This is a genomic window from Pseudomonas sp. GW458-11-26-14-LB4 (assembly GCF_059423925.1).
The window spans coordinates 372550-392327 of sequence record NZ_JBWKYU010000002.1 but is presented as its reverse complement, the minus strand read 5'-3'; the positions used below and the strand labels follow the sequence as shown (position 1 = coordinate 392327).

General features: G+C 59.1%; 19 protein-coding genes and 3 tRNA genes. 14 read left to right on the top strand and 8 right to left on the bottom strand.

Features of this window, described 5'->3' with window-relative positions; genetic code table 11:
* Nucleotides 1-4: 4 nt before the first annotated feature.
* The 5 genes from AC07XZ_RS04605 to AC07XZ_RS04585 are packed head-to-tail and all read left to right on the top strand — an operon-like array spanning nt 5 to nt 2223.
* Nucleotides 5-145 (top strand): hypothetical protein, encoded by a 141-nt coding sequence (locus tag AC07XZ_RS04605; RefSeq protein WP_173896974.1) that lies wholly within the window; start codon nt 5-7, stop codon nt 143-145.
* Nucleotides 138-518, top strand: coding sequence for a pyocin activator PrtN family protein (locus AC07XZ_RS04600; RefSeq protein ID WP_102687999.1), 381 nt, complete (start codon nt 138-140; stop codon nt 516-518). Before AC07XZ_RS04605 ends, AC07XZ_RS04600 begins: the two co-directional genes overlap by 8 nt.
* Complete coding sequence (locus tag AC07XZ_RS04595) at nt 515-988, top strand: hypothetical protein (protein WP_102687998.1); 474 nt, start codon at nt 515-517, stop codon at nt 986-988. The genes AC07XZ_RS04600 and AC07XZ_RS04595 overlap by 4 nt, the downstream gene beginning before the upstream one ends.
* Entirely contained in the window at nt 985-1191 is a 207-nt protein-coding gene (locus tag AC07XZ_RS04590; protein ID WP_008080161.1) for a DUF4224 domain-containing protein, read from the top strand. Before AC07XZ_RS04595 ends, AC07XZ_RS04590 begins: the two co-directional genes overlap by 4 nt.
* Nucleotides 1192-2223: a site-specific integrase gene (locus tag AC07XZ_RS04585; RefSeq protein ID WP_056785472.1), complete on the top strand. Its 1032-nt coding sequence runs from the start codon at nt 1192-1194 to the stop codon at nt 2221-2223.
* Between the two features lie 93 nt (nt 2224-2316).
* Here the strand turns inward: AC07XZ_RS04585 and AC07XZ_RS04580 are convergent.
* The 7 genes from AC07XZ_RS04580 to AC07XZ_RS04550 all read right to left on the bottom strand — a co-directional run bounded on the left by AC07XZ_RS04580 (nt 2317) and on the right by AC07XZ_RS04550 (nt 6487).
* Nucleotides 2317-2403, bottom strand: a tRNA-Leu gene (locus AC07XZ_RS04580).
* 195 nt (nt 2404-2598) lie between these two features.
* Nucleotides 2599-2672, bottom strand: a tRNA-Cys gene (locus AC07XZ_RS04575).
* A gap of 47 nt (nt 2673-2719) precedes the next feature.
* A tRNA-Gly gene (locus tag AC07XZ_RS04570) sits at nt 2720-2795 on the bottom strand.
* Between the two features lie 60 nt (nt 2796-2855).
* Entirely contained in the window at nt 2856-3416 is a 561-nt protein-coding gene (gene pgsA, locus AC07XZ_RS04565) for a CDP-diacylglycerol--glycerol-3-phosphate 3-phosphatidyltransferase (RefSeq protein WP_085745522.1), read from the bottom strand.
* 32 nt (nt 3417-3448) lie between these two features.
* Nucleotides 3449-5272 (bottom strand): excinuclease ABC subunit UvrC, encoded by a 1824-nt coding sequence (uvrC, locus tag AC07XZ_RS04560; RefSeq protein WP_085745521.1) that lies wholly within the window; start codon nt 5270-5272, stop codon nt 3449-3451.
* A 2-nt stretch (nt 5273-5274) separates the two neighbouring features.
* Nucleotides 5275-5916: a response regulator transcription factor GacA gene (gene gacA, locus AC07XZ_RS04555; protein ID WP_032829778.1), complete on the bottom strand. Its 642-nt coding sequence runs from the start codon at nt 5914-5916 to the stop codon at nt 5275-5277.
* A gap of 127 nt (nt 5917-6043) precedes the next feature.
* Entirely contained in the window at nt 6044-6487 is a 444-nt protein-coding gene (locus tag AC07XZ_RS04550; protein WP_102686091.1) for a GNAT family N-acetyltransferase, read from the bottom strand.
* A gap of 649 nt (nt 6488-7136) precedes the next feature.
* On the opposite strand from AC07XZ_RS04550, the gene AC07XZ_RS04545 reads away from it, so the two are divergent.
* A complete protein-coding gene (locus tag AC07XZ_RS04545; protein WP_102686087.1) occupies nt 7137-8207 on the top strand; it encodes a 3-deoxy-7-phosphoheptulonate synthase in 1071 nt (356 codons plus the stop codon).
* A gap of 64 nt (nt 8208-8271) precedes the next feature.
* On the opposite strand, the gene AC07XZ_RS04540 is transcribed toward AC07XZ_RS04545, so the two are convergent.
* Nucleotides 8272-9390 carry a hypothetical protein gene (locus AC07XZ_RS04540; RefSeq protein ID WP_102686086.1) on the bottom strand — a complete coding sequence of 373 codons (1119 nt, stop codon included), beginning with the start codon at nt 9388-9390 and terminating at the stop codon, nt 8272-8274.
* A 337-nt stretch (nt 9391-9727) separates the two neighbouring features.
* On the opposite strand from AC07XZ_RS04540, the gene AC07XZ_RS04535 reads away from it, so the two are divergent.
* The 8 genes from AC07XZ_RS04535 (at nt 9728) to AC07XZ_RS04500 (ending at nt 19771) form a co-directional block, all read left to right on the top strand.
* Complete coding sequence (locus AC07XZ_RS04535; protein ID WP_102686085.1) at nt 9728-10597, top strand: esterase/lipase family protein; 870 nt, start codon at nt 9728-9730, stop codon at nt 10595-10597.
* A 97-nt stretch (nt 10598-10694) separates the two neighbouring features.
* On the top strand, nt 10695-10976 hold the full coding sequence (locus AC07XZ_RS04530) for a peptidylprolyl isomerase (protein WP_007952068.1): 282 nt from the start codon (nt 10695-10697) through the stop codon (nt 10974-10976).
* Nucleotides 10977-11110: 134 nt separating this feature from the next.
* Nucleotides 11111-12979, top strand: coding sequence for an extracellular solute-binding protein (locus AC07XZ_RS04525; RefSeq protein ID WP_102686084.1), 1869 nt, complete (start codon nt 11111-11113; stop codon nt 12977-12979).
* Nucleotides 12979-14040, top strand: coding sequence for a microcin C ABC transporter permease YejB (locus AC07XZ_RS04520; protein WP_102686083.1), 1062 nt, complete (start codon nt 12979-12981; stop codon nt 14038-14040). Before AC07XZ_RS04525 ends, AC07XZ_RS04520 begins: the two co-directional genes overlap by 1 nt.
* Nucleotides 14040-15062, top strand: coding sequence for an ABC transporter permease (locus AC07XZ_RS04515; RefSeq protein ID WP_085745516.1), 1023 nt, complete (start codon nt 14040-14042; stop codon nt 15060-15062). The genes AC07XZ_RS04520 and AC07XZ_RS04515 overlap by 1 nt, the downstream gene beginning before the upstream one ends.
* A gap of 13 nt (nt 15063-15075) precedes the next feature.
* Entirely contained in the window at nt 15076-16650 is a 1575-nt protein-coding gene (locus tag AC07XZ_RS04510) for an ABC transporter ATP-binding protein (protein ID WP_102686082.1), read from the top strand.
* 40 nt (nt 16651-16690) lie between these two features.
* Nucleotides 16691-18106, top strand: a complete 1416-nt coding sequence (locus tag AC07XZ_RS04505; protein WP_102686081.1) for a sigma-54 interaction domain-containing protein — start codon at nt 16691-16693, stop codon at nt 18104-18106.
* Between the two features lie 273 nt (nt 18107-18379).
* A complete protein-coding gene (locus tag AC07XZ_RS04500) occupies nt 18380-19771 on the top strand; it encodes a GntP family permease (protein WP_007952055.1) in 1392 nt (463 codons plus the stop codon).
* The last annotated feature ends 7 nt before the right edge of the window (nt 19772-19778 follow it).

Here is a 19778-nt window from a genome sequence, read left to right as displayed (position 1 = left end):
TGCCATGCGCACACGCGGGGAGCGCAACGCCGCGCTCCTCGAAGTGCCCGAGCATCTGCGCGAGCTGACCAGACGCCACTGCCTGAACGCCTGGAACCACCCGGCACGACAACAACGCAAGGAGGCTCGACAAGGCCATGAGTAACGCTGCACAGAATCCGCTTCGCCTGTATCCGGCGCCCGAATCGGCCACCGTCGAACTGCTCTATCGAATCTTCGGTGACGTCCTGATCCCGCTGGAAAAAGTCCGCGAGCAGTACTTTCGCAATCTCAACGAGCAGTCGTTCGTGACGGAGATCAACAGCGGCCGGATCCAGCTTCCGATCACCACGCTGGACACCAGCCGCAAGGCGCTGAAGTACGCGCACATCCGCCACGTCGCCTCGCTGATCGACATCCGCGCCTACAAAGCGGATGAAGACATGCAGCGACAGCAGGACGGCCAACGCCCTGTTGCCCCCACACCACTGACGGCCGTCACCACCGGCCAACGACAATCCCAGGAGCACACCACATGATGACCCCAATACAAATCGGTGCACTCGTCACCCTGATAGTGCTGGCCGCCCTTCTGCTCTGGGGCGGTTACATCATGGGCCGCAGCGATGGCCTGGAGACAGGCCTGCGCGAGGGTGAAGACATCCAGCGCGCCGCAAGCGCCAAAACCATCCGCGAGCTCCAGGCCTCCCTGCAGTTCGTCTGGGCCGATCACAAGCGCCTGGCACACACCTGCAAACGATTTGAAGCAGGTCCACTCTTCGGCCCGGCCGAGCACCAGACGCTGGTCGATATCGGCGAGCTGCTACGGATCGCCGCCGAGACCTTCAGCGCCTTTCGTACCGGCAAGAAGCTCGAGTGTGATGCCCGATCGCTGCGCGAACAGGTGCTTGTAATGGCTGCGCAGCTGTACCCAGGAACCGAGGGCGGCAAGGCCGCAATGCAAGCGCATTCGAAGCGCTCTGCATTTCCTAGCAAGGAGCCAGCATGAGTATTCAATTTCTTAGCCATGAGCAAGTCTGCGAACTGACCGGAGCTAAAACTAAAGCCGGTCAGATTATGGTGCTGAAGCGCAATGGCATTCGCCATACCATCAAGCGCAATGGCTGGCCTTGCGTGATTGCGTCCGCGTTGACAGGAGCAACTACAAACGCGGCAGAAACTCCAACGTGGCAGCCGCGCCTGGTGGGATGAATGGGACGAAGACCAACAAAGCCGGGGAGCATTCCTCGCCTGCGCGAGAGAAAACGCGGCAACACAACCTATTACCTTTACGACACTGGCGGGAAACCACGCAAGGAAATCCCGCTAGGTACGGATTACGGCCTGGCCATCTTAGAGTACGCAAAGCTCGAAAAAAGCCGCGTCTCTCAAGCCCTGACACAAACCGTACTTACCTTTGCTTACGTAGCCGAGCTTTATATGAATGAGGTGGTTCCCACAAAAGCCCACGCCACCCAAAAAGACAACGCGCGCGAACTCAAAAACCTTCTTCTGTTCTTCAACGACCCGCCCGCCCCTCTAGAAGCTATCGAACCGAAGCATGTCAGCCAGTACCTTCGTCACCGTGGCAAGACAGCACCTATTCGCGCGAATCGGGAGAAGGCATTACTCAGCTCCATCTGGAACTTTGCTCGCGAGAATGGCTATACATCTTTGGCAAATCCTTGCTCAGGCGTGAAAGGTAATAAAGAAACCGGTCGCGACATATATGTTGAAGACGACGTACTTGCGAGAGCCTACCGACATGCCGATCAGCCATTGAGGGACGCTTTGGACCTGTTCTACCTAACAGGCCAGAGGATCGCAGACACATTGAAGATGGATGAGCGAGACATAAAAGACGGAAAGCTCTCCGTTCAGCAAGGCAAGACCGGGGCTAAACGAAGGATCGAGATCATTGGTGAGCTCAAAGTCGTAATCGATCGAATCATGACGCGAAAGGCTGGGCACAAAATCAGATCAACACGTCTGGTAGTAATCGACTCTGGGCAGCCAATGACGACCAGCATGCTCAGAAAGCGGTTTGATGACGCCAGGGAAGCAGCCGGAATTCCAAAAGCAGAATTTCAGATGCGCGACCTAAGAGCAAAAGCGGCGACGGATAAGGAGGAGTCAACGGGGAGCATCCGAGAAGCTAGGGACCAGCTAGGACATACAACCGTTGGGATGACAGAACAGTACATCCGAATGCGCAAGGGGATGAAGGTTACCCCTACGAAGTGACTGGCGGTCACGAATTGCGGAAAAGATTTTTTGATTGCGGAAAAAAGAACTAAGGGCTTGCATGAGGAATGTCATGCAAGCCCTTGATATTCATGGTGCCCGAAGCCGGAATCGAACCGGCACGCCCTTACGAGCGGGGGATTTTAAGTCCCATGCGTCTACCAGTTTCGCCATTCGGGCGGTAGCGCGGTGTTGCTTGGTTCTGATGACGATTCACAGTCCTGACAGGAACTGCATGTCGGCGGCAGAGGGGGAAATATATACATCACTTCCCGGTGAAGCAAGTTTGCAGTTGCCGTTTCAAAGACTAAATCTTTCAGTGCAACGCAAATAAAAAAGCTCCGTAAATCATGGATCTACGGAGCTTGTTTATAGTGGAGGCCGAGGTCGGAATCGAACCGGCGTAGGCGGATTTGCAATCCGCTGCATAACCATTTTGCTACTCGGCCTCAAAACATTTGCTGTCAGTAGCGCAACAACAAACGTTGTACAAACTTGGAGCGGGAAACGAGACTCGAACTCGCGACCCCGACCTTGGCAAGGTCGTGCTCTACCAACTGAGCTATTCCCGCTTGGTGTGGCGCATTCTATAGATTCCAGATGCCCCGTCAACCCTTTGATTCAAAAAAGTTTTATTTCTTTTCAACATCGGTCTTCAGATGTGGCCAGGCAGCGCGGAGGTATTGAACCATCGACCACAGGGTCAGGCCTGCAGAGACCATCAGCAACGCATAACCGACCAGAACCCAAAAGCTGAAATCTTTTGGATTGGCCAGCAGGATCACCAGCGCGAGCATCTGTGCAGCAGTTTTCCACTTGCCCAGATTCGACACGGCCACATGGGCCCGCGCACCAAGCTCGGCCATCCACTCACGCAATGCCGAAACTACGATCTCGCGACCGATGATGACAGCCGCCGGAAGTGTGAGCCAAAGATTGCCGTGTTCTTGCACCAGTAGCACCAGGGCAACGGCAACCATCAGTTTGTCAGCGACAGGATCCAGAAACGCACCAAACGGCGTGCTTTGCTCCAGGCGTCGCGCGAGGTAGCCGTCCAGCCAGTCCGTTGCCGCCGCAAAGGCGAATACCGAACTTGAGGCCAGATAGCTCCATTGGTAAGGCAGATAGAACAACAGAATGAAGATCGGGATGAGCAGGACGCGGAGAACGGTAATCAGATTAGGGATATTCATCGGCACAACTGGCTACGAGGTGAATGGGCATTCTACTCACTATGCAGGTTTGCATAAATCGACTCTGCTAGCTTTTTGCTGATCCCCGGTGCTTTGGCGATCTCTTCGATGCTTGCACGAGACAGCTCCTGCAATCCACCAAAATGTTTCAACAAGTCCCGACGCCGGGTTGGCCCGACGCCTGCTACGCCTTCGAGCGTTGACGTGCGGCGGGTCTTGCCGCGGCGTGCGCGGTGGCCAGTGATTGCAAAGCGATGGGCTTCGTCACGAATCTGCTGGATCAGATGCAGCGCCGGCGAATCACCCCGCAAGGTGAACTCGTGCGCCGCATCATTCAGATACAAAGTCTCGAATCCCGCCTTGCGCGTGGCACCCTTGGCGACCCCCAGCAAGATCAGATCCGGGACAGCCAGCTCGTTGAGCACATCACGCGCCATCGACAGCTGCCCCTTGCCGCCGTCTACCAACAGGATGTCCGGCAATTTGCCCTCGCCTTCCTTCAACTTGCTGAAGCGTCGGGTCAGGGCCTGATGCATGGCGGCATAATCGTCGCCGGCGGTCACGCCTTCTATGTTGTACCGACGGTAATCCGATTTGATCGCCCCCTCCGGGCCGAACACCACGCAGGAGGCCACCGTGGCTTCACCGCTGGAGTGGCTGATGTCATAGCACTCCAGCCGTTGCGGCGGCTCGTCGAGGTTCAACACTTCTGCCAATGCCTCGAAACGCGCGGCAACGTGCTGACGGTTGGCCAGCCGGGCGCCCAGCGCCTGTTCGGCATTGGTCACAGCCAGTTGCTGCCAGCGCGCCCGTGTGCCGCGTACCCGATGGCTGATAGTCAGCTCACGTCCGCGCAGCGCCTGAATGGCCTCGATCAGCGCAGGGAAGTCTTCGTGCACGACGTTGACGATCAGTTCGCTCGGCAAATCGCGTTCAGGGCTGCTGATGAAGTATTGCCCGAGGAAAGCGGCCATGACCTCGGCCACTTCTTCTTCAATCCCGACTTGTGGGAAGAAGTTCTTGCTGCCAAGCACCCGCCCTCCCCGCACGCTGATCAGGTGGACACAGGCACCGCCCGGATTGACGAACGCAGCGATCACATCGATGTCGCCGGTACCGCCCTCCATGCTCTGTTGATCCTGCACCCGACGCAGCAAGGCAATCTGGTCGCGCAGTTCGGCGGCGCGTTCGAATTCGAGGTTGATTGCTGCCTCTTCCATCGCCGTCGACAGCTCATTGGTCAACGCATGACTGCGCCCTTCGAGGAACATCACCGAGTGACGCACGTCCTCGGCGTAAACCTCAGGCTCGACCAATCCGACGCAGGGCGCCTTGCAACGCTTGATCTGATATTGCAGGCACGGCCGGGTCCGGTTCTTGTAGTAGCTGTCCTCGCACTGACGCACGAAGAACGTTTTCTGCAGAAGACTGAGACTTTCGCGAATCGCCCCGGCACTCGGATAGGGACCGAAATACTTGCCCTTGGCCTTTTTAGCCCCGCGATGAATGCTCAGGCGCGGGAATTGCCCGTCAGACAAAAAGACATAGGGATAGGATTTATCGTCGCGCAGCAGGATGTTGTACGGCGGCCGCCACTCCTTGATCAGGGTTTGCTCGAGCAGCAACGCCTCTGTCTCGTTGGACGTGATGGTGGTTTCGACCTGGGCGATACGCCCGACCAGTGCCGCGGTTTTCGGCGCCAGGCCTGTCTTGCGAAAGTAACTGGCCAGACGTTTCTTGAGGTTCTTCGCCTTGCCGACGTACAGCAGACGCGCATCGCTGTCGAACATGCGGTACACGCCGGGGCGCCCACTGACGGTCGAAAGAAAGGCGCCCGAATCGAATGCTTCAGTCATGGTCAGAGGCTGGCATCAACCATGCCGTGTCGAACCGCCAACAGCGTCAGTTCGACATCGCTGCTGATCGAGAGCTTCTCGAAAATGCGGTAGCGGTAGGTGTTAACGGTTTTCGGCGAAAGGCACAATTTGTCGGAAATGATCTGAACCTTCTGACAGCCGACAATCATCAGCGCAATCTGGATTTCCCGTTCAGACAACGCATCGAACGGTGAATCGTTGGTCGGCTGAAAGGATTTGATTGCCAGTTGCTGGGCAATTTGCGGGCTGATGTAGCGCTGGCCGGCAAATACCAGGCGAATGGCCTGAACCATTTCCGGCAATCCGGCGCCCTTGGTCAGATACCCCGCCGCACCGGCCTGCAACAACCGTGTGGGAAACGGATCTTCCTCGCACACAGTGACCGCGACCACTTTGATGTCGGGATGACTTCGCAACAGTTTGCGCGTGGCTTCGAGACCGCCGATGCCTGGCATCTTGACGTCCATCAGCACCACGTCGGGCTTCAACTCACGAGCCTTGATGAGGGATTCTTCCCCGGACTCGGCCTGGCCTACCACCTGCAGGCCATCGATATCGGCCAGCATCCGTGTAATGCCTGTACGAACGAGATCATGGTCGTCGACCACTAGCACCCTAATCAAGCAGACACCTCGCGATATGGTCTTATTGGGATGCCGGACACCTTAGCAAAAAGTGCCGGGCAGACCTAGCGGCAAGCAACATATAAAAAGTTTCAACTTTTCATCGAGAGCTTGCCAGCCGTGGGTTTCAGAGCACAGGTGTACTGAAATCGAGCTGCATTCGCAGGAAACACTCGTCCTCGCCCTGCACAATCATTCCTTTTCTTCGATACAGGTTTTGCGCCGGATTATTTTTGAACACTGTCAGGCGCAAGGCCGGGCGACTCTCACGCCGAGCCATCGCAACAACCTGATCGATCGCCCAGGATCCCGCGCCCTGGCCTTGAGCGCTTTCGACGATCTGCAATTCTCGGATGTACACAGCCCGCGCATCTCGACTCAGACTGAAATACCCCGTCAATTCGCCATCACGAAGGATCAACCAGCTTTCGCGGCCAGCCCAAGCGACATCAAACGCCTCGTCCTGCCACAGCAAGTCATAGTGAATGTAGTAGCGGAGCATGTTTCGGCAAGTCAGCTCTCGTACAAACGACAGGTCGGCGGACGTTGCCTGGCGCAACTCAAAACTCATTCCTGCCTCGATCTTAGTCAAGTTCATGCACCTTCCTTGAGCGCAAGTTCAGAAAGCAGAGTGTGTCACACCTTTGCAGGCGCTCAACCCATAGAGGCCCTCTTACGCGTTCAATAGCATTTTCTGATTGCTGACGCGCAGCAGCCTCTAGTAAGCTCGGCGCATTCTTTGGAGACAGTTCATGTTCAACGCCCTTTCACAGCTTCGTACTGCCAGCGCCTCGCGTTCGGTTGCGGCTGCCCGGGCGAATGGCGTCTGCGCTGCTCCTGCAAGCTTTTATTTTGGGTATTGGTTTAGCCACTGGCGCGCCTGATACCCAACCGGCGCCCATTTGAACGGGTCGCCTACCAGAGATTTCTCAACCCCCGGTCGGCCTCCCGACCGGGGGTTTTGTTTTTTCAGGCCCTAATTTTTTCAGCAACACACCAGACACTTTGAGGATTCAACCAATGAACTACGCCACTTATTACCGTTACGACAGTTTTACCGCCTGGCGATTTACCAGCCTCCGCTCGGGACAGCCTGCCGCCTCCGATCGGTCACCCACAGGTGGCAAGCCAACACACGTAGCCAATCCGGCCAATTGTCGAACACCCCAGTAGGGCCGAGTGAGCGGGAAGCACCCGCCGTCCGCCCAGGAAGACCGAATATGAACTCGTCCGTTTCTGCTCTGCCACTGTCCACCCTTAACCCTGCCAACGAAGCATTGACCCTGCGTCTGCCGAGTTCGCTGCAACTCAAACAGCAATTGCCCCTGAGCAATGCGCTGAACCAGCAAGTCGTCGCCCACCGCCAGGCGGTCCGCGCAATTCTCAATGGCCATGATCCGCGTTTGCTGGTAGTCGTCGGCCCCTGCTCGATTCACGACCCCGAGTCCGCGCTTGAATACGCCAGCAAACTTTCGCGTCTGGCCGAAGAAGTCCGTGATGACATGCTGCTCGTGATGCGTGCCTACGTCGAAAAACCTCGCACCACCGTCGGCTGGAAAGGCCTTACCTATGACCCTCATCTGAATGGTAGCGACGATATGGCTGCCGGCCTCACGCTGTCGCGCGAACTGATGCTGGAAATGATCCGCCTCGGGCTCCCGATTGCCACCGAACTGCTGCAGCCCATGGCTGCCGGGTACTTCGATGACTTGCTGAGCTGGGTCGCCATTGGCGCCCGCACAACCGAGTCACAGATCCACCGGGAAATGGCCAGCGGACTGAGCATGCCGGTCGGCTTCAAGAACGGCACCGATGGCGGTGTGACCGTCGCCGTTGACGCAATGCGTTCGGCAGCCCATGCCCATCGCCATTTCGGCGTAGACAGCCAGGGCCACCCGGCAATCATCCAGACCCCGGGCAACCCGGACACCCACCTGGTGCTGCGTGGAGGTCACCAAGGGCCGAACTACGACCGCGAAAGCGTTGCCGTCATCAATACCGAGTTGAACCGCCTGAAAATTCCGAGCCGGATCATGGTCGATTGCAGCCATGCCAACAGTGGCAAGGACCCGCTCCGCCAGCCGGGCGTGTTCAACGATGTGCTGGAGCAGCGACTGCAAGGTAACCGCTCGTTGATCGGCATGATGCTCGAGTCGCACCTGTTCGAGGGATGCCAGCCCCTGAGCGAGTCGCTTCGTTATGGCGTTTCGGTGACCGATGGCTGCCTCGGGTTCGATGCAACAGAACGCTTGTTGCTGGATGCCGCGCAACGCCTTCGACAACAGGCCTGACAGCCAAGCCGCCCTCCGGTGTGTCATTCACCCGGAGGGCCAGCCGATGCTCAATGTCGACACATCAACCCTTTACTCGCAGCAGTTTCACACCGGACATTTGACTCACATCATCAAGCCTCTCGACCGAATAGGACACTTGCACAAGGGTGTCCACATGTTCGCGCCAGAATCGATACGGCACGATGAAAACCAACGGCTGCATCGCCATTCCGTTGATTACTTCGCGATCATCGCGGTGGAAAAATGACTCACCGTCGCATTTGAGATAAACCAGCTCACCCTCTTCCACCCGCGCATCGCTGATCAGCACACTCACGCCGTCGATTGCATCCTCCACGTTGAGCACTCCGTCATCGGCTTCGAGTACCTGGGGCGCCGCCAATACACCTCTTTCAAGAGGAGCGATGCTGATTCGAGTCTCACCTGATTCTCGAATCGCGCCGCTCTGCTGTTCAACACAGTATCGGACCACCACCTCCCCGCCGAGATGCGGCGTGATGAATTCGGGCGCGATCCCCAGCACCAGAGGCCGACCGACAGCAAAGGACTCGACGATCAGCGTGTCTCGAAGTGATGCTCCCTGCACGGCCCCCTCCCAGATCAACCGCACCCGGTCGCCAGCACTCATACCCGCATAAGGCTGAAGCGTGACCGATGTCCCATCGATCACACGTGCGGGGTCGAGGCTGCCCCCAACGGCATCCTCGAGAGTGGCCGGCAGCAGGCTGCACCGAACGTCTCCGACATCCAGTTGCCTGCGCAAGGAAATCACTGGTTCCGGCCGCGCGGCACTGGTCAATGTCCAGAACATCTCCAGCGAACCTCCGTCCAGCGCTGCCACGTGTGCGCCCCGGACGACCAGAACGATCGCCCTTCCCAGTTGGGCTTCGCTGATAAATCGCGGTATTTCATGGTGATAAGGCAGACCCTCGATATCGTGGCCACGCCAGCTCAACACGATCCGGTCCCCGCATGCCATACCCGGATAGGGGGCAATCCGCACGACAACCCGGCTCAGTGAGGGATCAAGGAAAGCACCTTCCAACGAATCGATTGAGGGTACGGGCAGTGATAGAGACTGCTCGCGTGCATGACAATGCTCGAACGCCCCGACTCTTTCAGCATCCATCCCATTGGCTCGCTCCCGCGAAGCTGTTGCCTGTGCATCCGTCATGTTCATTAGCTGCTCCATTCCCTGGAAGTGACACGCTGCCGAAGAGCAGCGTGAAAGAGCCTCTATTTAACGCGCTTCATCGATCACCCGATGTCAGCCCCACACCCGGCGGGACAGGGTTAACTGCACTGAAGCGGGTAGGCAAAAAAAGGAAAAACACGCTGGATAAGGCGAGAACCCTCCAAATATTCAGAACGGGACCTCATTCAAAAGTGAAATTTCATACACACACTGATCCAGATTCCAACGCATTAGGAGGACTCTTCAGGCATCGCAAGTGCAGCGACTGTTTTAGAGTGGCACGCAGACAACTTCGATGAATCTCTGCGATCAAGGACGAAAAATGCAACGAAATGCAACGACTCTTTATCCCGTTCTGCTGGTGCATGGTCTGTTCGGATTCGAGCGCATCGGCCCTTTCGAACTGTTCCATGACGTCAAACAGGCACTCAAGGCTGCCGGAGTACAGGTATTCGTGCCGCACTTGTCGGCCGTCCATGACAACGAAATGCGAGGCGAGCAACTGTTATCGCAAATCGAATGTGTGCTAAGAGGCACAGGTGCCACCAAAGTCAACCTGATCGGGCACAGCCAGGGTGCACTGTCTGCTCGATATGCTGCAGCGCTTGCCCCAAATAAGGTCGCGTCCGTGACTTCGGTCAGCGGCCCCAACCACGGCTCGGAGCTGGCAGACTTCCTGCGCAAGGCGTTGATCCCCGGACGACTGCCGGAGGCCGTTGCCCAGAACGTAGCCACGCTGTTTGCCGACTTTCTGTCATTGGTCAGCGGGCAAGAAAAACTGCCTCGCAATGCGCTGGCTGCACTCAACGCGCTGACGACAGAGGGCGTTGGCAAATTCAATGACAAATACCCGCAGGGCCTTCCCGAAACCTGGGGTGGCCAGGGTGCCGAGCGGGTCGATGGCGTTCGCTATTATTCGTGGAGTGGCGTTGTGCCGGAATTGACCGTGCAGTCCCTCGACCCGGTGCAAGGCATCTGCCTGGCCCTGTCGGAATATTTCATTACAGAACCCGCGCAGAACGACGGTTTTGTCGGCCGTTTCAGCTCTCACCTCGGCACCGTGATCCGCTCGGATTATCCGCTCGACCATTTGCGCAGCCTGCGTCGGGGCATCGGCCAGCGCACCACAGAAAACGATCCCGTCGAGCTCTACATCGAACACGCCCTGCGCCTGCAAGCAGCTAATCTCTAGGGGCCGGTATCAGACGAGCGAATGGAACTTTGGCGAGAAATAGGCCACTGAATCCGGTAGGCTCCCCCTTTTACTGATTTGATTGGAGAGTTTCCCCATGGCTAAAGCCACTGCCCGCCACATCCTGGTTTCCAGCGAAGCCAAGTGCAACGAACTCAAGGCCCAGATCGAAGGTGGCGCTGATTTCGCCGAAGTGGCCAAGGCCAACTCCACTTGCCCGTCCAGCCGTCAGGGCGGCGACCTGGGTTCGTTCGGTCCTGGCCAGATGGTCAAGGAATTCGACACCGTGGTGTTCAGCGCACCGATCAACGTCGTGCAAGGCCCGGTGAAGACCCAGTTCGGCTACCACCTGCTGGAAGTCACCAGCCGTCAGGACTGATTTCAGCCCGACCTGCTGTGCAACGGCCCGCCTGATGGCGGGCCGTTTTGTTTTGGTTACACCACACCGCTGGCGAACGGCGCGCCGCTCGCGTACAAATTGCGCTTATCGATTACCCGGCTTTAAGGCTGACAATGCGACTGGCTTTCCCGACTTTGATGTTCACTGCCGTGACCCTGCTGCTCGGGATCACCGGTGTGGACGCCGCACCGCAGCATGCGATGACCGTCTATGGCGAACCGGCAAAATACCCGCCCGGCTTCAGTCACTTCGATTACACCAACGTCCGGGCGCCCAAGGGCGGGACGATGCGCCGCTCGGCCATCGAGATCGGCCACTTCGACCATGTCCTGCCGTACATCGACAGAGGCATCGGCGTCAGCCAGATCGACGGCCTGCTGTATTCCCCGTTGGCCCAGCGCTCGCTCGACGAGCCCTACACCGTATACGGCCTCGTGGCGCAGAAAATGGAACGCTCGGATGACGGCCTGTCGTTGCGCTTCTTTATCAATCCCAAGGCCCGCTTCGCCGATGGCAAGCCGATCACCGCCGAAGACGTGCGCTACACCTATGATTTGCTGATGACCCAGGGCAGCCTGCGTTATCGCACCCAGTTCGCCGACGTCAAAGGCGTCGAAGTCGAAGCCCCGCTCACCGTGCGCTTCGATTTCAAGAGCAACGAAAACCGCACCCTGCCCCTGGACATCGCGACCCTGCCGGTATTTCCCGAGCATTGGTGGAAGACCCGTGATTTCGCCGGCGGTGGCGGCTATGAACCGCCGCTGGGCAGCGGCCCGTATCGGGTCGGCAAGGTCGACTCCGGGCGCAGCATCACCTTTGAACGCAATCCCGACTGGTGGGGCAAGGACCTGCCGGTCAGCCGTGGCCTGTACAACTTCGATCACTTCAGCATCGAGTACTTCGGCGACACCGACGTCGCCCGCCAGGTCCTGCGCGGCGGCGCCTACGACTACAACCGTGAGTTCTCCGCCACCGGCTACTCCATCGGCTACGAGAGCCCGGCCCTGAGCGACGGTCGTCTGCAAAAGGCTCATCTGGCCACCGAAGCGCCGCAGTCGGCACAGGGCTTCGTGTTCAACCTGCAAAAGCCGATGTTCCAGGATCGCCGCGTCCGTCAGGCACTGGCCATGCTCTGGGATTTCGAATGGAGCAACCGGCAGATGATGCGCAACATGTACATCCGTCAGCAGAGTTACTTTTCCAACAGCGATCTGGCCGCCCGCAAGCTGCCGGACGCCGCCGAACTGAAGATTCTCGAACCCTTGCGCGGACAGATTCCCGACGAGGTGTTCACCCAGGTCTTCGAAGCGCCGAAGACCGATGGCAGCGGCATTATTCGCGACAAACAACTGCAAGCGCTGGAGTTGCTGGAACAGGCCGGCTGGAAACCCGATGGCGACCAGTTGGTCAACGACCATGGCGAGCCGTTGAGCTTCACTTTCCTGGTCAGCCAGAACGGCATGGATCGCCTGCTGTTGCCTTATAAACGCACGCTGAAACAGATCGGCATCAACCTCGACATCCGTCGCATCGATTCCTCGCAGTACGTCAACCGGCTGATGAGTCGCGACTACGACATGATCGTCACCGGTTACCCGGTCACCACCTCCCCCGGCGGCGAACTGTTGAACTACTTCGGTTCAGCATCGGCCAACGATCCCGGCGCCAACAATTACATGGTGCTGAAGAACCCGGCGGTCGACACCTTGATCAACGGCCTGATCCGCGCCTCGACCCAGGCCGACATGCTGCGTTATGCCCATGCGCTGGACCGGGTGCTGCAATGGAACTACTACTGGATTCCCAACTATTACCCGCCGGGCACGTCGACCGTGTGGTGGAACCGCTTCGGTATTCCCACCGTGCAGGCGAGCAATGACGAAGCGATCGAGAGCTGGTGGGAAATCAGCAGCACGCCGCTGACCAACCAGCAGATGACGGCCGAGAAAATCAGCCGTGGCAGACCCGGAGGGCCGCACTGATGTGGGCTTACATACTGCGACGCCTGCTGCTGATCATTCCAACGCTGGTGATCATTCTGCTGGTGAATTTTGTGATCATCCAGGCCGCGCCGGGTGGTCCGGTCGAACAGGCCATCGCCCACCTGCAAGGCATCGGCGGCGCCAGTGTCGGCGGCGGTACGAGCGAGACCATGAGCGGCACGTCCCGCGCCAGTCGCGGCCTCGATCCGCAGCTGATCAAGGACATCGAAAAACAGTACGGCTTCGATAAACCCGCCCATGAACGCCTGTGGCTGATGCTCAAGAACTACGCGCAGCTGGATTTCGGCAAGAGCTTCTTCCGCGGCGCCACGGTCACCGACCTGATCCTGCAGAAAATGCCGGTGACCATTTCCCTCGGCCTGTGGGCGACGCTGATCACTTATCTGGTGTCGATCCCGCTGGGTATCCGCAAAGCCGTGCACCACGGCAGTCATTTCGATATCTGGAGCAGCACGGCAATCATCATCGGCTACGCCATGCCGGCATTCCTGTTCGCGATGTTCCTGATCGTGGTGTTCGCCGGTGGCACCTCGCTGAACTGGTTTCCGGTGCGCGGTCTGGTGTCCGATAACTTCGAATCCCTGTCGACGCTGGGCAAGATCACCGACTACTTCTGGCATCTGGTATTGCCGGTCACGGCGCTGGTGATCGGCGGGTTCGCCACCTTGACCATCCTCACCAAAAACTCGTTCCTCAATGAGATCACCCGCCAATACGTGGTCACCGCTCGCGCCAAAGGCCTGAGCGAAAACCGGGTGCTGTACGGGCATGTGTTCCGCAACGCGATGCTGCTGGTGGTGTCGGGCATTCCCCAGGCGTTCATCAGCGTGTTCTTTGCCGGTTCGTTGCTGATCGAAGTGATCTTCTCCCTCGACGGCCTCGGGCGCATGAGTTACGAAGCAGCCGTGTCCCGTGACTATCCGGTGGTGTTCGGCTCGCTGTTCATCTTCACCCTGTTCGGCCTGCTGATAAAACTGATCGGCGACCTGTGCTACACGCTGGTCGACCCGCGCATCGACTTCGCCGCGAGGAACGCCTGATGTTCAAGCTCTCGCCTCTGGGCCGTCGCCGCTTCGAACGCTTCAAGAAAAACCGCCGGGGCTGGTGGTCGCTGTGGCTGTTTATCGGCCTGTTTCTGCTTAGCCTCGGCGGCGAACTGATCGCCAACGACAAGCCATTGGTCGTCAGTTATCAGGGCCAATGGTACTTCCCGGTATTCAAGCGCCACACCGAACAGGAGTTCGGCGGACAACTGCCGTTCCAGGCCGACTACCGCAGCGACTACGTGCAGAAGCTGATCCGCAAGGACGGTGGCTGGCTATTGTTTCCGCCGATTCCATTCAGTGACGACACCCCGAACTACGACCTCAACAAACCGGCACCGAGCCCGCCGACTTCAGTCAACTGGCTGGGCACCGACGATCAGGCGCGTGACGTACTGGCTCGGGTGATCTTCGGCGCGCGGGTGTCGATCCTGTTCGCCCTGATGCTGACCTTCGTCAGCGCCCTGATCGGCATCGCGGCCGGCGCCCTGCAGGGCTATTACGGCGGCTGGGTCGATCTGCTCGGCCAGCGATTGCTGGAGGTCTGGTCAGGACTGCCGGTGCTTTACCTGCTGATCATTCTTTCGGGATTCGTCGAGCCGAACTTCTGGTGGCTGCTGGGGATCATGGCGCTGTTCTCCTGGCTGGCGCTGGTGGACGTGGTACGCGCCGAGTTTCTGCGCGGTCGCAATCTCGAGTACGTCAAGGCTGCCCGAGCCTTGGGCTTGAGCGATCGCAAGGTGATTGTCCGGCACATCCTGCCCAACGCGATGAACGCAACCCTGAGCTATCTGCCCTTTATTCTGACCGGGGCGATTTCGACCCTGACCGCGCTGGATTTCCTCGGCTTCGGCATGCCCGCCGGCAGCGCGTCACTGGGCGAGCTGATCAGTCAGGGCAAGCAGAACCTGCAAGCGCCGTGGCTCGGGTTGACCGCGTTTTTCACCCTGGCGCTGATTCTTTCCCTGTTGGTATTCATCGGCGAAGCGCTGCGCGATGCCTTTGACCCGCGCTCATGAACGGATATTTGATATGACTGACAACCTGATCGAAATCCGTGACCTCAGCGTTGCCTTCCATGGCCAGACCGTAGTGCGCAACCTGTGCCTGGACATCCGCCCCGGCGAGTGCCTGGCACTGGTCGGCGAATCGGGCTCGGGCAAATCGGTGACGGCCCACTCGATCCTGCAACTGCTCCCCGAATGCGATGCCCGGACCACCGGCAGCATCCGCTATCGTGGGCAGGAACTGGTCGGCGCCGATCCCAAGACCCTGCGCGACCTGCGGGGTAACCGCATCGCCATGATTTTCCAGGAGCCGATGACCTCGCTCAATCCGCTGCACACGATTGAAAAGCAGATCGGCGAAACCCTGTTGCTGCACCGTGGCCTCGGTGGCAAGGAAGCTCAGGCGCGAATCCTCGAACTGCTCGAACTGGTGGGCATCCAGAAATCGAAAGAACGGCTGAAGGCTTATCCGCATCAACTGTCCGGCGGCCAGCGCCAACGGGTAATGATCGCGATGGCCCTGGCCTGCGAACCTGAATTACTGATCGCCGACGAGCCGACCACCGCCCTCGACGTGACCGTACAGCGCAAGATCCTGTTGCTGCTCAAGTCTCTGCAACGGCGCCTGGGCATGTCGCTGCTGCTGATCAGCCATGACCTCAATCTGGTGCGCAGCATCGCCCAACGGGTGTGCGTGATGAAGGCCGGGGAAATCGTCGAGCAGGCGCCGTGCGAAACCCTGTTCACCGAACCGAAACACCCTTACAGCTGCGTGTTGCTCAACGCTGAACCGGAAGGCGAAGCACTGCCCCGGGACGAACGCGAGAACGTGCTGGAAGTCGATGACCTGCGGGTTGATTTCACGGTCGGCGGCGGGCTGTTCCAGCGCAAGCAATACCTGCGCGCGGTGGATGGCATCAGCCTGAACATCCAGCGCGGCAAGACGCTGGGCATTGTCGGCGAGTCCGGTTCGGGCAAGTCGACCCTCGGCCAGGCGATTCTACGGCTGCTCGACTCCAAGGGCAGCATCCGCTTCCAGGGCACGGCCCTCGACGGCCTCGACCAGAAACAGATGCGGCCGTGGCGCCGGCAGATGCAGGTGGTGTTCCAGGATCCGTTCGGGAGCCTCAGCCCGCGCATGTCGGTGGCGCAGATCATCAGCGAAGGGCTGGAAGTGCATTGCCAGTCCACTGCCGACGAGTGCGACGACCAGGTGATCCGCGTGCTCAAGGAAGTAGGGCTCGATCCCGAAAGCCGTCATCGCTATCCCCATGAGTTCTCCGGTGGCCAGCGTCAGCGCATTGCCATCGCCCGGGCATTGGTACTCAAACCCGCGCTGATCCTGCTCGACGAACCGACCTCGGCACTGGATCGCACCGTGCAGAAACAGGTGGTCGCCCTGCTCCGCCAGCTTCAGGAAAAACATGGCCTGACGTATCTGTTCATCAGCCACGATCTGGCCGTGGTGCGGGCGTTGGCCCACGACATGATCGTGATCAAGGACGGCAAGGTGGTCGAAAGCGGCGCCAGCCATGACGTGTTCGACTCACCGCAGCATCCCTATACCAAAGAGCTGTTGGCGGCGGCGCATCCGGGATAGGCATAATCGCGCCACCTGACTTCCGCCAATGGACGCCGCCATGAACACCACCGAAAGCCTTAAGGATTACCAACGGGTTCGCACGCTGGCGATCCGTTCGTTGTTCGAGATCATCGAGCAATCCAGTGAAGGCACGGTGATTGTCGACCGCGACGCGAACATCGTCTGGATGAACGAGCGCTATGCGCGGCGCTTCGGGCTCGACTCCGCCGCCGGGGCCATCGGCAAGCCTTGCGAAAGCGTGATCCCCGGCAGCCTGCTGCGCGAAGTGGTGCGCACCGGGCGGCCAATTCTGTTGGACATGCAGGACACCCCGAAAGAACCGCTGGTGGTGATGCGCCTGCCGATTCATGACGACGCCGGCGCGGTGATCGGCGCCATCGGTTTTGCCCTGTTCGACGAACTGCGCACGCTGTCGCCGATGCTCAAGCGCTACCTGAGCATGCAGGAAGAGCTGGCCTCGACCCGCTCGCTGCTGCGTGCCCGCCAGACCAAATACAACTTCGCCCACTTCATCGGCACCAGCGCTGCCAGCCTCGAGGTCAAGCGCCGTGCCCGTCGCAGCGCGAGCGCCGAGTCGCCGGTTCTGTTGCTGGGCGAAACCGGCAGCGGCAAGGAATTGCTGGCCCAGGCGATCCATGGCGCTTCACCTCGGGCGCACAAGGCGTTTGTCAGTATCAATAGCGCGGCGATTCCCGAGGCGTTGCTTGAAGCCGAGTTCTTCGGCACCGCGCCGGGCGCTTTCACCGGCGCCGACCGCAAGGGTCGCACCGGCAAGTTGCAGATCGCTCAGGGCGGGACGCTGTTTCTCGACGAGATCGGCGACATGCCACTGCCGCTGCAAAGCAAATTGCTGCGGGTGTTGCAGGAAAAGGAATTCGAACCTGTCGGTTCCAATGAAGTAATCCAGAGCGATGTGCGGGTGATTGCCGCGACCTCGACGGATCTGGAAGCGGCGATCAAGCGCGGCGAGTTCCGCGCGGATTTGTACTACCGCCTCAACGTGTTGCCGATTCAGGTGCCGCCGCTGCGAGAGCGGCTGGATGATCTGCCGGCGCTCAGTGAAGCGATTCTTGAGGAGTTGCGCAGTCAGCACGAGTTGAACCGCGAAGCGCTGGAGCTGTTGGGACAGCACGCGTGGCCGGGGAATATCCGCGAGTTGCGAAACGTGCTGGAGCGAGCAGCACTGCTCAGTGATGACTTGATGCTGACGGCGGATGACATTCGTGCCGCGATTGGCACGTTCGCACCGGTTGAGCGAACGCTGGTGCCTCTCTCAGAGCCAATAACCAACGAAACCTTCAGTCAGGCTCGCGAGCGGTTTGACCGGCAGTTGATTCAATCCACCCTCGCGCAATGCGGGGGCAAGGTGATCGAGGCGGCTGAGCGGCTGGGACTGGGGCGGTCGACGCTTTACAAGAAAATGATTGCACTGGGGATCGCGGAGTCTCAATAGAGAGACACCATTCCCCATATAGAGACAACATTAAAAGCATCGCGGGCGAGCCCGCTCTCCCGGGGGAATGCGTACAACTGTGGGAGCGGGCTTGCCCGCGATATCGTCCTCACAGTTATAGAAGTCTCCAAACAGAGACAAAAACTCCAAAACTACCGCCGAATATCAAATTAATTCCTTTTATTTCAACAACTTAACTATCTGGCACAGATCTCGCTTCAGGCCTCCCCACACCCGTTCCACCCACAAAAATAACAATCGAAGGAGCACACCATGAGTGTGATCATCGCCTTGGCAGCCCTCGCGCTGCTGATGCTCGCGGCCTACCGTGGCTACAGCGTTATCCTTTTTGCCCCGATCGCCGCCCTCGGAGCCGTGCTGCTCACCGACCCGTCTGCCGTCGCCCCTGCTTTCACCGGGGTGTTCATGGAGAAGATGGTCGGCTTCATCAAACTCTACTTTCCCGTGTTCCTGCTCGGCGCCGTGTTCGGCAAGCTGATCGAACTGTCGGGTTTCTCCCGCTCGATCGTCGCGGCAGCGATTCGTCTGCTCGGCACCCGCCAGGCGATGCTGGTGATCGTGCTGGTCTGCGCCCTGCTCACCTACGGCGGCGTTTCGCTGTTCGTCGTGGTGTTCGCGGTCTACCCGTTCGCAGCGGAAATGTTCCGCCAGAGCAACATCCCCAAGCGCCTGATTCCGGCGACCATCGCCCTCGGCGCGTTTTCGTTCACCATGGACGCCCTGCCCGGCACGCCGCAGATCCAGAACATCATCCCCAGCACCTTTTTCAACACCACGGCGTGGGCAGCGCCATGGCTGGGTGTGATCGGCACGATTTTCGTGTTCTGCGCCGGCATGCTGTTCCTGCAGCGCCAACGCAACAAGGCTCAGCGTGCCGGTGAAGGCTACGGCACCGAACTGCGCAACGAACCGGAAACCGCCGAAGACCTTAAGCTGCCGAACCCGTGGATTGCCCTGTCGCCGCTGCTGGCGGTGGGCATCATGAACCTGCTGTTCACCCAGTGGATTCCGCAGTGGTACGGCAAGACCCACAGCCTCGCGCTGCCGGGCATGGCCGCGCCGGTCACTACCGAGATCGCCAAACTCACGGCGATCTGGGCGGTGCAGGCAGCCTTGCTGGTGGGCATTCTGATGGTGCTGGCGTTCGGTTTTAAAGCGATCAAAAGCAAGCTCGCCGAGGGCAGCAAAAGCGCAGTCAGCGGTGCACTGCTGGCGGCGATGAACACTGCGTCGGAATACGGTTTCGGTGCGGTCATCGCCTCGTTGCCGGGTTTCCTGGTGCTGGCCGACTGGCTCAAGAGCATTCCCAATCCGCTGGTCAACGAAGCGATTACCGTGACCCTGCTGGCCGGTATCACCGGTTCTGCTTCGGGCGGCATGAGCATCGCGCTGGCAGCGATGTCGGAGCAATTCATCAGCGCCGCCCACGCCGCCAACATTCCGCTGGAAGTGCTGCACCGGGTGGCCGCGATGGCCAGCGGCGGCATGGACACCCTGCCGCACAACGGCGCCGTGATCACCCTGCTCGCCGTCACTGGTCTCACCCACCGTGAGGCCTACAAGGACATTTTCTGTATTACGCTGATCAAGACCCTGGCGGTTTTCGTGGTGATCGGCACTTTCTACGCCACTGGCATTGTGTGAGGTATTG